A 14,021-nucleotide genomic window follows, 5' to 3' on the forward strand; every position below is an offset into this window, starting at 1 on the left:
CCAGTTGAGCCTTCAAATCGGATGATATCACCCTCAATTTCAATCCACTAGCTCTATACAGAGCTAGACATAAACAAGGCGAAGCGCTAGTTGCTGTTTTAAAGATTTCAATCCACTAGCTCTATACAGAGCTAGACTTCATGATTATTCACCTGCTTCGATAACACGTGAATTTCAATCCACTAGCTCTATACAGAGCTAGACCGACGACGATTTACCGTTCTGAGGTGACCAACAATATTTCAATCCACTAGCTCTATACAGAGCTAGACACAATTTGTGTTTGTCAAGGAACAACCAGACGTGATTTCAATCCACTAGCTCTATACAGAGCTAGACCAAAACAGTTGTATTCCTACAGGGTGCCTTACGGAATTTCAATCCACTAGCTCTATACAGAGCTAGACCACAGCGTGTGATACACCATCAGGGATAATCCAAATTTCAATCCACTAGCTCTATACAGAGCTAGACCACCACTTCGTTTTTACCGTTTTGCCGAGGTATGGAATTTCAATCCACTAGCTCTATACAGAGCTAGACTAGACCTCAATATTCCTTTTCCAATAACTATTAGTATTTCAATCCACTAGCTCTATACAGAGCTAGACAAACGGCGAGCAAATTGTATTCGATGCATATTACATTTCAATCCACTAGCTCTATACAGAGCTAGACAAGCAGATTTAGCTTTTAAACGTTCTTCGTCATTAATTTCAATCCACTAGCTCTATACAGAGCTAGACACGTTGATTACCTAAAACAAAATAATCTTGAACATATTTCAATCCACTAGCTCTATACAGAGCTAGACTGATAGCGGCAAGACGTTTACTGCCAATGGCGGGATTTCAATCCACTAGCTCTATACAGAGCTAGACTTGCTAAGTTCTAGGTACAATCCGTTACTCTATATTTCAATCCACTAGCTCTATACAGAGCTAGACGATAGATAGTTGATAGATAGCTCAGTAATACATAATTTCAATCCACTAGCTCTATACAGAGCTAGACATAAAGCATTCACTTTAAGAGACAAATTCTTCGAGATTTCAATCCACTAGCTCTATACAGAGCTAGACAAGTTGATGTACCCAGTGAATACAAAAATAAATTAATTTCAATCCACTAGCTCTATACAGAGCTAGACTTCCAGATTTACAGCATTCAACGCCTCTACGGTATTTCAATCCACTAGCTCTATACAGAGCTAGACCGTGATTTTTGCTAAAAAACACGAATGTACTTTCGAATATCCAGCAAAATCACCTTAAAACATTAATATTTGATTAGAAAAAGTTGCTTTCTAGTCTAAGTATGATCAAAAACCGGTGCGGATGCCCCGGTGTTTTCATGTGCACTTCACATCCGCACCACAAATTTTAGAATATCAGTGGCTCTTCTACCTTGATTGCTTCTTTTGCACCGATATGCTCTACTTTCGTTTTATAGTTATTACCCAAACGATAAATTCGCAAACTATCCTTTTCTTCATCAATTAATTCAATTAATTCTTTCTTTAGTCTCACTAGTTCTGTTGCATCTACAATACACTCAAAAACGGAGTTTTGAACCCTAACACCATAATCTTGACACTTTTTGGCTACTTTTCTGAGCCGTCGAGTGCCTTTTTCAGAACTGGTAGCTACATCATACGTAATCAACACTAGCATTTAATTTCTCCTATTTCCATAAAAATGGCGGATACCCATCCAAATCTCCACGTAGAAATCGACTAAGCAGCAAAGCTTGCGCATACGGAACTAAGCCCCACTGTATTTTCTCACCTAGAAAAGGATGTTGAATCTGTTCTTGTTTTTTCTCTTGCCAACTCTGAAAGAATTTTCTTCTTCCCTCATCGGTTAAAATTACTGCACCATTTTCTTTTTTTATAAAATCTTTGGCAGCTATTTTCTTTTTATTTATCATAGTCAACACAAACCGGTCAGCAAAAATCCCTCTTAATTCTTCCATTAAGTCTAAAGATAATGATGGTCTTCCTGGACGATCTTGATGCATGAACCCTGAGTATGGATCTAACCCAACTGTTTCCAATGCAGCAGAACAATCTTGAGCTAACAGTGTGTATGCAAGTGACAACATCGCATTCACGTTATCTAACGGCGGGCGACGAGTCCTACCATAAAATCCAAAATCTTCCTTTTGCTGTAAGATCATTTGATCAAACAATAGAAAGTAACGATTTGCTGCCTGGCCCTCAATCCCTCTTAACGTATCCAGATCTGTAACTTCGCGAATTCTTTCTATTGTTTGTTTCAGTTCTAGGGAAATCATTTTGAATTGTTCTACATTCACTCTTAACGTCTGTTCCCTAGCCACTCGTTCAAGCATCCATCTCTGATTATACAGCTTTCCAATAATAAAATGACGGGCAATTTCGACACTTTTATCCTCATTATCCGATATTCGATACTGTTCTTTTCTCAAAGCGATATTACCAGTAACCGGTCCCGATAGACGACTGCCAAACTTCCCTGTCCTAGTTAAAAATGTCAAATTGATATTTTTTTCAGCACATTTTCTCATTAATGCAGGACTCGTGCCTAGATAGCCTGTCGTCACAATTGCTTCTATGTTATGCAATGGGACTCGTCCTTTAATCTCGTTATCAACTTTAACTAAGATATTTTCTCCATCAAGCGCTAGGTAAGTATCCGGATTTGTTATATATATTGTGTTTAGCAGTTTTCTCAATCCTGTAACCTCCGCTCTAAATAGCTCTTTACAGTCTGACTATTCATTAACTTAGGCAAGCAAATATTTTGTAAAGAACATTTTTTACAAAAGTTCCCTGTTTTTACTTTAGGCGTATATTTCCGACCCCAATAACCGTGCATTTCTTCCAAATTTTTCTTTAAATTAGCTCGCAAATCTTCTGTGAACACGATTTTCTCTCTTCTTCTTGTTTCATTGTAATAGATATACCCCTCCGAGATTTCACAAACCAGCATTTCTTCTAAGCACACTGCTTGAGCTGTAAGTTGTAAAATATCACTAGGTTCTATTTTAGGTTTCCCATGTTTGTACTCAATAGGAACAGGAATGAATTTCCCTTCTTCGCCTGCCAATGAAATTCCTTTGAGGTCTTGAACAAACTCAACCACATCGCAAATACCCGTGATACCAAGAGTTGGTGATTGAACGGGTAGTGCCCGAACAATCACCTTATCCTTTCGCTTTTCACGAATCATAGGCTGATCCGCACGTTCATGCAGATATTGACCTTCTAGCGTTAAAACATTTTCATGCCATTGTTGTTCAATATGAATTAACGCCCATTGACGTCTACAAAAAAGAAAATGTTGAATTCCTGAAATCATCAAAAAATCTTGTTCATCATACATAGATTAAAACCCGTCTATCACATTAACATCCAAATATGGAAGAGACTCCTCAATTACTTCATAATCTTCAATTGATTTCGGCACATCGACTTCTGCTTTTTTCTGATATTTAACAGAACGATGAACCTTAGCTGATGAATGTTTCCCCATTTTTGTTGGATGCTCCCACCAATATATTTTTTCGACACTCATGCTACCATCTGGTCTTGCTGAAGAAGCATCATTTTCAAATAATGTTCGTAAAGCTTCTTTAATTTTTTCCGCATCTGCTGTTGTGAACCCTGTCTTTTCAGCAAGTTGGACATTGATACTTCCATTAAATATATACAGTCCGAAATCAACAAAATGTTTTGTCCCCATCGTATCAGAACTTTTTCCGCCACCTTCACTGACTGAGTTCACACTTTTAGTAATTTGCATACTATTAATCGTGATTGGATCAACACTTACCGCTGTTTGAATCGAAACGGGGCCTCTTACACCCACAGAAAGTTCTAAGCCTTTAAAGGCAAATACTTGACCAAAACTTCTAGTATCAATCCATGTCTCACATGCTAATTCACTAAAACGAGCAGTATCAGCTTTTTTCTTATCGGAAGAAATTTTCTTCAATTCTTCAATTGAATCCACGCGTTCTTTTAGACTTTTTAATCCATCATCTGCACGGTCATCTGATTGAACAAAGATTTTTTCGCCCATGTCTTGTAGACGATTACGAATTTTTCGTTTGATTGCCACGTCAGAAATTTCACCAACTCCATCAAAATTCTGACGTGGTCTGTTTCCATTTAGAGGATCTCCGTTTGGATTTGCATTTTCGACAGATACTACCACTTTAAAATCAATTTTCTTTTGTAATGTGTTCATCTATTTTTCCTCCGTATCACTAGTATTATTTTTATAGTTTATTAATGCTTCTCTTTGACTGTAATAACCTAAGAGATATTTACCATTCAATGGTGCATCGCCATAATCATTATTCTCCACTACGATTTTCGAACCGATTTCATCAAGTTCCTTTTGATAAAAATGACTCGTGTCTTTTAATCTTATTTGATAAGGAATCAAATTTTCTTGAATAATTTTCCAAGTAGATAGAGGCCGCATACTAAATGTATTCATATAACGTTTAGCATTAGTATTTCTCTTTACCCCTGCTTTCATCAAAGCTCGCTCTTCTAAAACATCCGCTACAGCTAACAATCTACCAAACAAATAATTTCTATCTGTAATCTCTCTATCTAAAGCCACACTTTTTTCCCCCTTTTTAAATTTATAATGTTTATTCATAACAGAGCACGCGACACTCAGCTCCTTATTCCACTCCCATTTTTCCCTATTAACCGGGTTGCTTACTCGGCGAAGAGCACTTTGAACAACATTCATAGGAATATCTTTCCCATCTACAACACATGAATAGAGTTGTTGAATCGTATTCTTAATTAGCGCTTCATTTCCTCTTGACCCATAGGCAGTTTCTGCAATATCTTTCAGGCTAGGTGCGCCAAAAAACTGATAATTCTTCTTGTTCCACACACCTGTATGTTGCCAATAGCATGTCTCATGCCAATTTTCTAGACGATCAAAATACAATTGTTGCGGCAGAACTTGGTAGTATAAAATCCCCATTCTCCCTTTTGTTGCACTGTCCAGGATCATCAACTGAATTTGTGATTCATAAGCTAACTTTTTCTGGTAACCTGATAAGGCACTTCTAAATACTTCAGCAAACTTTTGGGCTGTCGTATCGTGATCCAAAATACTGTCCTCTTCTTCGTCAAAAAAGAAATCATAGGTTGATTCTTCAGGTGTAGGAATTGCGACACCTTCCATACTCCAAACGAGAAATACACGCCCATCATTTGTATATCCTTGTCTACTTATCAACCATTTCAATGCATTATGTGCTTTCTGTGAAACCTCATAGCCAATAGTCGCGACTTGATTTTTATCTGAGAAACGTCCTCGATAAGTAAAATTAGTAGAATCATTTCCCGATATCAGTTTCGCCATATCCCCACCATACCGCACTTTTGAAGGATGATTTTCAGTTAAAGGCATCTGTTTTCCAGTTACATAATCGAGCCCTTCACCTTCTTCGATTTGTTTTTGAGTATAATAATTCACATAATCATCCATCACTTGTTTATCATCCCAGACAGGTACATCGACACTGCCTAATTCGTGGACGTTAAAGCGAATAAATGTTGAAAACTGGTCTCCTACTAACACGGTAAATAAAGGTGGCTTATCACCTAAATCCGCTGACCATTTAGCAAGTAATTGATTGTTTTCAGCTACCAATACTTGTTTATCTAACAAATCCTTGATTAAAGTGCCTTTTTCTAAATAAGTTAAGATACTTTTCACACGTGCATTTGCGTAATCTGAATGGCACCAAGCTCTGAGATTTTCCAGATACATCAGATGTGCATTTTCTTTCTTATACTTGCCACCATACTCTTGATAATCACCAGCCACATATTGTAAGCCGTCATGTAGTCCATGTGGGGAAGGACTACTAGTTCGTCCAGCCGAATCGATTGTGACGGGAATCAACGTCGCGGCTTCATCTTTAGGAACAACAGTCGCACTAAATAAATCCCCGTTAGGTGTAATCGTCACTTCTACTTGTGCATTTTGGTACGCATGAGAGATTGGCAGCAAAGTTATTTCTTGCCCCCATCTATTTTTTTCTTTTATCCCTACACGCTCACTATTCACTTCATATGTTTCGAATAGATCAGATAACCATGTCATTCTTTCACCCCCAGTTGTTCAGCTAAATCATCAACAAGCTCCATATCTTCTATACTGAAGGATTTCGCTTTCATTGCTTTTAACGATCTAACCAATGTGCATTCCTCAGGTCTAGGAAATTTAATCACACCATTCTTCATTACTGGTTGCCATAATCGCACAGACAGTTCATCTTTTCCCGTTTCATCTGGATACGAAAAACCATGAACCATTGTCCCAAAATGAAGTTCTCCATAATGATCATAAAATCCTTCTGATTCCCCGTACTCCACAGGTTCCACATAACCTTGGCATTCTCTCGTTCCAAGAAAGATATCTCTTCTTCCACCTGCTTTAATTGAACGTTTCAAGATCTGAAAATGCTTATGCTCATTCCAATCCTGTTTTAAATCAGGTCGATAAGGATTAAACTCAAAATGAGCCTTAACCTCATACACAGGCTTCTTCAAATACGTATAGTAGGCTAAATCATTGCCACCACTATCATTGTATTTCATCGGGCGCATCGCTTTTGACTCCATTTGGATTGGGTTAACCACACGCACCTCATCAATAAAATACATAATGGTTGGTTTCCAATAAATTGATTCCGCAATCCCTTTTAATGCTTGATAGGTAGGGATTTGATAGGTCATCTTCTCGCCACCCATTTTTGTCACAGGGTCGGTAAAAAGAGCATATTCTCCTTCAACCCGAAATGTTACTTGATTTCTCATATAGCTCCTCCTTCTTAATAAAATAATCCATCACTCGCTGCAAGTGCAGTAAGGTCAACGCCAAACTCTCTTGAATATGCGTTATCATTTAAGGCTAAGACTTCCCCGTTAAATAAACGAAAAATCGAACCGCTTTTTTCTAATGCAGCTAATTCATGGTTATATAAGTTAACGGTGTAGGCCTGTGCTTTTCTTATTAACGGTATCACTTGTTCCATCTGAAGCTCTCCATTTAGCTGACCAATAATTTCAATTCCTTCACCATATGGAACAAGCACCGCGGTAGTAGGACTATCAATCACTTCAAAATATTTTGCAATTGTTTTCGGGCTACTTCTCAAAAGTAGTTCTACCTTTTTATTCAAAGTTCGCTCATAATGATCGACCGATTTTATATTCTTACCGATCAATTCGTCCAATATTAAACTTGTGTTATTCCCCACAGGAAATCCAAGTTCTGTCTCTAATTCTTTAAAAAATCTTTGGAAATATATAAACTGCGCTTCAGCAGAAAATATGTCTCCACTATACAGTGTAGGCTCTTCTTTAATCTCATCTAATATTCGCAAGGTTTCTTTTTTTCCAATAGCTATTTCTCTTAAATTCTTCAAGTTTTCAAGCTTGTCATTCAAATTAATTAAATAAACAGGTTGGACTTTTGTCTCACCATGGCGATTACATCTCCCAGCAGCTTGAGCAATAGAATCAAGCCCTGCTGCGGATCGGATGACCGATTCAAAACTAATATCCACACCTGCCTCAATTAATTGAGTAGTCACACAAATAATTTTCTCATTAGGTTTGTTAGCTTCTAATTTCTCTATAATTTCTTTAAGGATATCTCGTCTGTTTTCTGGACACATCGCCGTACTAAGATGATATAATGTAATCCCTTTTAATTTTTTTTCTTCCAATTCTTTATATAACTTTAAAACAGCAGATTTTGTATTCAAAATGACTAACAGACTATTTTTCTCTTCAATGATTTCCTGACAAAGTTCGCTAGTTTGTTCGATATTCCAACCGCTTACATGGATTTTATCATGGATTGCTACACGTTTAAAGGCTTGTTGGATTTCACTTAAATTCCGAATGATTTCAGCATCTTTTTCTAATTCTCGTTCTAGTTTCTCTAACGATGGTTGTGTTGCCGTACAAAGAATACTTGTGGTGTTTCCACATTTCTTCAAATAGTTTAATGAAGCAACAAACAAATTTGTACATTTTACTGGAACACTCTGCACTTCATCAAAAATCAACACCGAATCTTGCAAGTTATGGAACCTTCTAGGATTTCTTGTCCCTTTACTATAAATAGTGTTTAGAAATTGAACCATCGTTGTAAAAATTATCGGCGCCTCCCAATTATCTCGCATCAACGCTTGTTCCTCTTCATTCTTCTCATCTTGATCATCTTTATCAGGTTCTTGAATGATGTTCGAATGATGCTCTATGATATTTACATCATCTTTCAAAATCCCTCTCACAGTCGCTGCATTCTGTTCAATGATGGTCGTAAAAGGAACAATATAAATAATTCTTTTTTTCTTATGTTTAAGCGCATGCTCCAATGCAAACCGTAAACTCGCCAGTGTTTTTCCACCACCAGTCGGGATAGACAGACTATATATACCAGCCTGCTCTTTCCCGTACAGCTTGCATTCATCTGACATCTTTTGTCGAAGATCATTGATTGTATTCTGTGGCGACTGCTTATTTAGCTTTTCAACATGAGTTTCAAGATGATTTTGATAACCCAAAAATAGTGCTTGGGCGTCAAGTTCCCTCACTTCAGTATTTTCTTCAAAACAACGAGTATTAGTCCTATCTGCGTCTAATAAACAGCTATATACAAACTTCAGCAGAAAGAAACTATCATCACTAGACAATTTTTTTACTTGTCTAAATTCTATAAGTTCAGCAGCAGCTTGTTCCAGTAGCTGCTCAAAATCTTGCCAGTTTATTATCTCATCAAAAAATCGCTTTTTTACCTCTTCGTACTCCGGTAATTCTTTTTTTACGACACGTTCTAAAAAAGCCGAATCTGCCTGTCCTTCACCATCTATAAAATCTTGTAGACCTTTCCCACTATGATGAGAGATGATACAATTGCCGATTAATTCAGCAAGTAATACTTTGCTAGCAGACATTTTGGTTTGTCTGACACTCTCATAGATAAGGCGGCCACCCGCTGTTGAATGATCGACGCTCCCGCGAACTGTGCTACCTGGGTTATCAACAGATTTCCGCAAATACTCCTGAAAATCATTTGAGAATTTGCCTGCATCATGTAAAAGTCCTGCTAAATAACAGACAGTCGCCAACCCCACAGATTCTCCGTATCCTCTAGCAAGCTCAGCACTTTGATTCAAATGATCCTTTAAAGCTTGCTCTGTTCCATCTGATTTCCGGACGTGAGCAATATAAAATGAGTTTCCCATAAAAATCCACCTTTCCATTTCTTTATTATTATGCCCTTATTCTATAAGCACGATATATAATCCTTCACAATTCCATATTAAGAAACCTCACAAGCCTCTTTTGTATCCGTTTCCAATTCATAGAATCCAAATTCACTATCTGATTATACTAATCAATATAATCAGATAGTATTCGTTAAAATATATACCTATACATTTAAATCCACAAGATTATTCATCTTTTCGGCAATCATAACCTTGACATCGACAACACTCTTCTAAAAAGTTACAGCCGCTCCTTTAAGTGTGACATTTTTTATTACAAAAACATACTAACATTCCTTTAAGTATTAGTCAACATTATATCAAAAATAAAAAATATACATATACGAAGTTAATAATGAAATGGAAAATCTCTAGATTTTCCATTTCATTATTAACAAAAAAATCTATTTATTAAAAAATTGAATTATTCCCCTCTCAACGCCTTCAGCTCTTCCTCAGTCAATTGCCGATAACTGCCTAGTTGAATATCTTCTGGTAGGTAAAGATTACCCATTCGTACCCGTTTTAGGTAGGTAACTTCTTTACCTACAGCCGCGACCATTCGTTTGACTTGATGGAATTTCCCTTCATGTAAGACTAAGCTGATTTTAGAAGTGGACATGGCTTCGTCTACTGAGACAATTGTCAGTTTGGCTGGTAACGTCTGCTCATCACCGCTAATGACCAAACCTTCATCAAAGGCTTTCACATCTTCGTCAGTCATCACACCAGAAACGTGAGCGTAGTACTCTTTTTCCACATGTTTTTTTGGTGATAATAATTGGTGTGATAGTAGGCCATCATTGGTAATCAATAGCAGTCCTTCGGTATCTTTATCTAAGCGACCGACAGGAAATAAATCTTCACGATAGTCTTCATCAGCAAATAAATCTAAAACTGTTTCTTCGTGATTATCTTGGGTTGCTGAGATGACTCCTTGTGGTTTATTTAGTAGGTAATAAAAATCTTTTTGGTAGGTAATTTGCTCACCTTCGAATATTACTTGATCTGAGGTTTCGGCTACTTGGAATTTATCACTTTTCACTACTACTCCATTGACCTGCACTAGGCCTTTTTTTATGAACCCTTTGACTTCTTTTCGACTTCCAAAACCCATATCTGCTAAAAATTTATCTAAACGCATCGCTATTTCCTCCTAAAAAAGAGCGGAGCTGACTGCTGTCATGGACTCCACTCAAGATGATTATTTTATTTTAAGTTTATTCCGTAAGCTACCTACTCGATCGCCAAGAAGCTTGTCTGCCAAACGGGTCTTCAAAGCAAGATACCCATAAGCTACCATACCTACTCCTGCAACGAGTATGATTAAAACTAATGACTGGAATTTACTGTCGACATCCAACACTAGGCCAAATATCATCCGGCAAATCCCTGCTGCAATCAGCATAATAATGGTCATAATGAAAATCAACAAGACTCTTCGTCCCGTTAAACTCACATTAAAACGTGTAACTTTATGAATCTTTCTGACTGTTAGGAAGCAAGTAACAGCAAATCCGATGATGGTAGCTGTTAAAGGACCATAAACTTCCAATAAACGAATTAACGGGTATTGTAAGATCAATTTCACAACGAAACCTACAGCCAAATAGACAATTGCTGCTGTATTTTGATACATTCCTTGCAACATGTTAGATGCTAACATGTACAAGCCTAAGAACAAGCCCGCAATACACGCCTGAATTAATACGTTGGTTCCTAAATGATCAGGTGAATAAAATAAAGTATTTAATGGATAAGCCAATAACATCATGCCAAAAGTGGCTGGAAACATCACAAAGGCAAATAGTTGGAAATTATTAGTAGTCAGTTTAGCTAACCCAACACGATCCTTCATTGTTGCAGCTTCAGTAATCAACGGCAAGCCTGCCATCGCAATCGATGTGGCTAAGGCAATCACAACCATCGTCAATTTATCTGGGTTGGCACTAAAAATAGAAAACAACTCGATCAAGTGGTCATGTGCATAAGCTGTTGTATCTGACATGGTCTTAACAAAGGTCATTTGGTCAACTAATTTGAAAATAGTTACTCCTGAACCTACAATGATAAATGGAATGGCTTCTTTCACCGTTTCAATTAATAATTCCTTCGTAGCTACGGATAACTGATTCGTGCTTTTTTCAACAAAGACGTCCATCTTCACTTTTTGTTTTTGTAAAAAGTATAGCAATACAGCCATGCTTGCTAGCATTCCGATAAAAGCGGCTAATGTCGATTGTGTCACGGCAGCAACATAATCGCCTTGACCGACTTTCATAATGATAAATGCCGTCAATAACATATAGAACACACGTGCCACTTGTTCCACTATTTGAGACAAGGCAAATGGCATCATATCTTGATTTCCTTGGAAATAGCCCCGAATAACGCTCATACAAGGGAAAACCAAGATTGCTACGCTTAATGCTCGCATAGTAGGAATCAAATCTTTTCCGCCTCCAGAAGCCGCAGCTAACCAAGGGGAGCCAATATACATGATTCCAGCAAAAACGACACCTAAAACAGCCATCATCTGTAACGCTCGGATGAATAATTGTCGACTGGTGTGATATTCATTTAATGAATTATAATGAGAAACTTGCTTGGCAATAGCGGCAGGAATACCTGCACTGGAAATAAGAAGAAACAGAGCATACACGTTGTAGCCCATATTCATCAAGCCATTGGCAGCTTTAGCATGTTCACCCATCCAGGCGTACCATGGAATGATGTAAACAGCGCCTAACAGTCTAGAAATGATATTACTAGCTGTCATCCACGCAGAACCACGAGCCATTTTCTCTTGATTGGTCAATTTTTTTGACACTGGTTGTGTTTGATTATCCATCTGAATGATTCCCAACTTTCTTCAAAACATACTCCTTCATTTTAATTGTAATTCATCAAACTAGCAATCTCTTTTACAAAATATTATAGTAGAAATAAAATTCTTTTCATTTTTCCTAACTTTTCGTTTCTCCCTATCTTAAAAAAAATGAAAGATCCTATGGTATAATCAAAGATGGCTATATTGAAAAATTAGTAATCACATTTTTCCTTATATTTATATAACCTATCCATTTATTTTTATAAAAAACAATTTAAAGTGAGGCATCTCTTATGACGTTTTCCCTAGATAAAATCCGTACGTTATTACTTGAACACCATTTGTTAAAGGAGTTTGTAACGGCTGATGGTTGGCATTTTACCTTAAATGAACTTTCTACTTACTCATTTGAAAAGATTTCTTATGATTCGCGACAAGTAGATGAACAGACACTCTTTTTCTGTAAAGGACTTAACTTTAAAGAAGAATATCTTACTTCAGCTCTGCAATCCGGCTTAACTTGTTATGTCTCTGAACAGCCTTATGAAGTAGTTGCCCTATGCGGCATTATCGTTACTGATATTCGTAAAGCCATGGCCGTCCTTAGTATGGCCTTCTATGATTATCCGCAAAATGAACTAACGCTGATTGGTTTTACTGGAACCAAAGGCAAGACCACAGCGGCTTACTTTACAAAAGCGATTCTCGATCAGACCACAGATAATAAAACGGCCTTACTTTCAACAATGAACACAACTTTGGATGGAGTGAACTATTTCAAATCACATTTAACCACTCCCGAATCGCTTGATTTGTATCGAATGATGCGTCAAGCAGTCGATAATCAGATGACGCATTTGGTCATGGAGGTTTCTTCGCAAGCCTACAAGACACAGCGCGTTTATGGCTTAACGTTTGATATCGGCCTGTTTTTAAATATTTCACCTGACCATATCAGTCCAATTGAGCATCCGACCTTTGATGATTATTTCTATTGTAAACGGCAATTATTGCTCCATTCAAAACAAGTCATCTTTAATCGCGACATCGATTATTATTCGCTCTTAGCTGAATCTATTCAAGAGGCAAAGGTTCCAGCCTTGACTTACGGGCGCCACGAAAATGCTGATTTCCAGGTAATCACTGATGAAACAGATTCACTGGCCTTTCAGTTAACACCGACTACTGCTTATCTAGCCAAAGGAAATGAGACAGTATCGACAATTGAGGGTCACTATAAAATTTTATTAGCTGGCGATTTCAATCAAGAAAATGCAGCAAGTGCCCTTTTAGCTGCTAATCTAGCGGGTGCTTCAATTTCAGATGGCCAGATAGGTCTTTCTCAGGCCCGTGTTCCCGGACGTATGGATCGTCTAACGAACGTAAATGGGGCTGCCATCTTCGTCGATTATGCCCATAACTATCTCAGTCTAAAAAACTTACTACAATTTGCTAGAAAAGAAAATCCGACGGGTAAATTAATCGTCATCATTGGCAGTCCCGGCGACAAAGCTATCTCGCGACGCAAAGATTTTGGTTCTGTGCTATCAGAGCTTGCCGACGTAGCCATTTTAACAACTGATGATCCGGCTCATGAATCTCCACAAAAAATTGCAGAAGAAATTGCTGCAGCGATTACCAGCGAAACGGTCGAAGTCCATTTCGAGATGGATCGAACAAAAGCCATAGAAGTAGCTTTAAACAGCTGCAACCCAGAGGATACCGTCGTTATCGCTGGTAAAGGAGTCGATTTATACCAAAAAGTATTGAATAAAGACGAACCTTATGAAGGAGACTATGCGATTGCTAAACGACTCACTGAAAAGTAAATTTAGTCGTATACTAATAACACCAGAAAAAATGATCTAATTCAAAAAAGACGGAG

General features: G+C 37.6%; 10 protein-coding genes and 1 CRISPR repeat array (1 of these 11 only partly in view). Of the genes, 1 reads left to right on the forward strand and 9 read right to left on the reverse strand.

The features are described from left to right. A CRISPR array of direct repeats spans positions 1–1,216; the repeat unit is 33 nt; unit sequence ATTTCAATCCACTAGCTCTATACAGAGCTAGAC; it begins 4,370 nt to the left of the window's first position. A gap of 166 nt (positions 1,217–1,382) precedes the next feature. The 9 genes from cas2 to BAU15_RS10215 all read right to left on the reverse strand — a co-directional run bounded on the left by cas2 (position 1,383) and on the right by BAU15_RS10215 (position 12,157). Continuing rightward, a complete protein-coding gene (cas2, locus tag BAU15_RS10175; protein WP_161842648.1) occupies positions 1,383–1,673 on the reverse strand; it encodes a CRISPR-associated endonuclease Cas2 in 291 nt (96 codons plus the stop codon). Positions 1,674–1,683: 10 nt separating this feature from the next. Continuing rightward, entirely contained in the window at positions 1,684–2,715 is a 1,032-nt protein-coding gene (cas1c, locus tag BAU15_RS10180) for a type I-C CRISPR-associated endonuclease Cas1c (protein WP_161842649.1), read from the reverse strand. After that, positions 2,712–3,365, reverse strand: coding sequence for a CRISPR-associated protein Cas4 (gene cas4 / locus BAU15_RS10185; RefSeq protein WP_161842650.1), 654 nt, complete (start codon positions 3,363–3,365; stop codon positions 2,712–2,714). The genes cas1c and cas4 overlap by 4 nt, the downstream gene beginning before the upstream one ends. 3 nt (positions 3,366–3,368) lie before the next feature. Continuing rightward, positions 3,369–4,232 (reverse strand): type I-C CRISPR-associated protein Cas7/Csd2, encoded by an 864-nt coding sequence (gene cas7c / locus BAU15_RS10190; RefSeq protein WP_161842651.1) that lies wholly within the window; start codon positions 4,230–4,232, stop codon positions 3,369–3,371. Further along, positions 4,233–6,125, reverse strand: coding sequence for a type I-C CRISPR-associated protein Cas8c/Csd1 (cas8c, locus tag BAU15_RS10195; protein ID WP_161842652.1), 1,893 nt, complete (start codon positions 6,123–6,125; stop codon positions 4,233–4,235). It lies immediately after the preceding gene. Beyond that, entirely contained in the window at positions 6,122–6,841 is a 720-nt protein-coding gene (gene cas5c, locus BAU15_RS10200) for a type I-C CRISPR-associated protein Cas5c (RefSeq protein WP_161842653.1), read from the reverse strand. The genes cas8c and cas5c overlap by 4 nt, the downstream gene beginning before the upstream one ends. Before the next feature lie 14 nt (positions 6,842–6,855). Then, positions 6,856–9,282 carry a CRISPR-associated helicase Cas3' gene (gene cas3 / locus BAU15_RS10205; RefSeq protein WP_161842654.1) on the reverse strand — a complete coding sequence of 809 codons (2,427 nt, stop codon included), beginning with the start codon at positions 9,280–9,282 and terminating at the stop codon, positions 6,856–6,858. A 448-nt stretch (positions 9,283–9,730) separates the two neighbouring features. Next, positions 9,731–10,450, reverse strand: a complete 720-nt coding sequence (locus BAU15_RS10210; RefSeq protein WP_161842655.1) for a pseudouridine synthase — start codon at positions 10,448–10,450, stop codon at positions 9,731–9,733. A gap of 60 nt (positions 10,451–10,510) precedes the next feature. Beyond that, positions 10,511–12,157 (reverse strand): putative polysaccharide biosynthesis protein, encoded by a 1,647-nt coding sequence (locus BAU15_RS10215; RefSeq protein WP_161842656.1) that lies wholly within the window; start codon positions 12,155–12,157, stop codon positions 10,511–10,513. Between the two features lie 272 nt (positions 12,158–12,429). On the opposite strand from BAU15_RS10215, the gene BAU15_RS10220 reads away from it, so the two are divergent. Continuing rightward, complete coding sequence (locus BAU15_RS10220; protein WP_161842657.1) at positions 12,430–13,965, forward strand: UDP-N-acetylmuramoyl-L-alanyl-D-glutamate--L-lysine ligase; 1,536 nt, start codon at positions 12,430–12,432, stop codon at positions 13,963–13,965. Positions 13,966–14,021 lie beyond the last annotated feature (56 nt).

This window comes from Candidatus Enterococcus huntleyi (assembly GCF_009933175.1).
Lineage (GTDB): Bacteria > Bacillota > Bacilli > Lactobacillales > Enterococcaceae > Enterococcus_K > Enterococcus_K huntleyi.

What these genes read in the sequence shown, in the direction of transcription:
- BAU15_RS10220 (WP_161842657.1), top strand. Translation starts at nt 12,430, where the DNA reads ATGACGTTTTCCCTAGATAAAATCCGTACGTTATTACTTGAACACCAT.
- BAU15_RS10210 (WP_161842655.1), bottom strand. Translation starts at nt 10,450, where the DNA reads ATGCGTTTAGATAAATTTTTAGCAGATATGGGTTTTGGAAGTCGAAAA.
- cas5c (WP_161842653.1), bottom strand. Translation starts at nt 6,841, where the DNA reads ATGAGAAATCAAGTAACATTTCGGGTTGAAGGAGAATATGCTCTTTTT.
- cas2 (WP_161842648.1), bottom strand. Translation starts at nt 1,673, where the DNA reads ATGCTAGTGTTGATTACGTATGATGTAGCTACCAGTTCTGAAAAAGGC.
- BAU15_RS10215 (WP_161842656.1), bottom strand. Translation starts at nt 12,157, where the DNA reads ATGGATAATCAAACACAACCAGTGTCAAAAAAATTGACCAATCAAGAG.
- cas7c (WP_161842651.1), bottom strand. Translation starts at nt 4,232, where the DNA reads ATGAACACATTACAAAAGAAAATTGATTTTAAAGTGGTAGTATCTGTC.
- cas8c (WP_161842652.1), bottom strand. Translation starts at nt 6,125, where the DNA reads ATGACATGGTTATCTGATCTATTCGAAACATATGAAGTGAATAGTGAG.
- cas3 (WP_161842654.1), bottom strand. Translation starts at nt 9,282, where the DNA reads ATGGGAAACTCATTTTATATTGCTCACGTCCGGAAATCAGATGGAACA.
- cas4 (WP_161842650.1), bottom strand. Translation starts at nt 3,365, where the DNA reads ATGTATGATGAACAAGATTTTTTGATGATTTCAGGAATTCAACATTTT.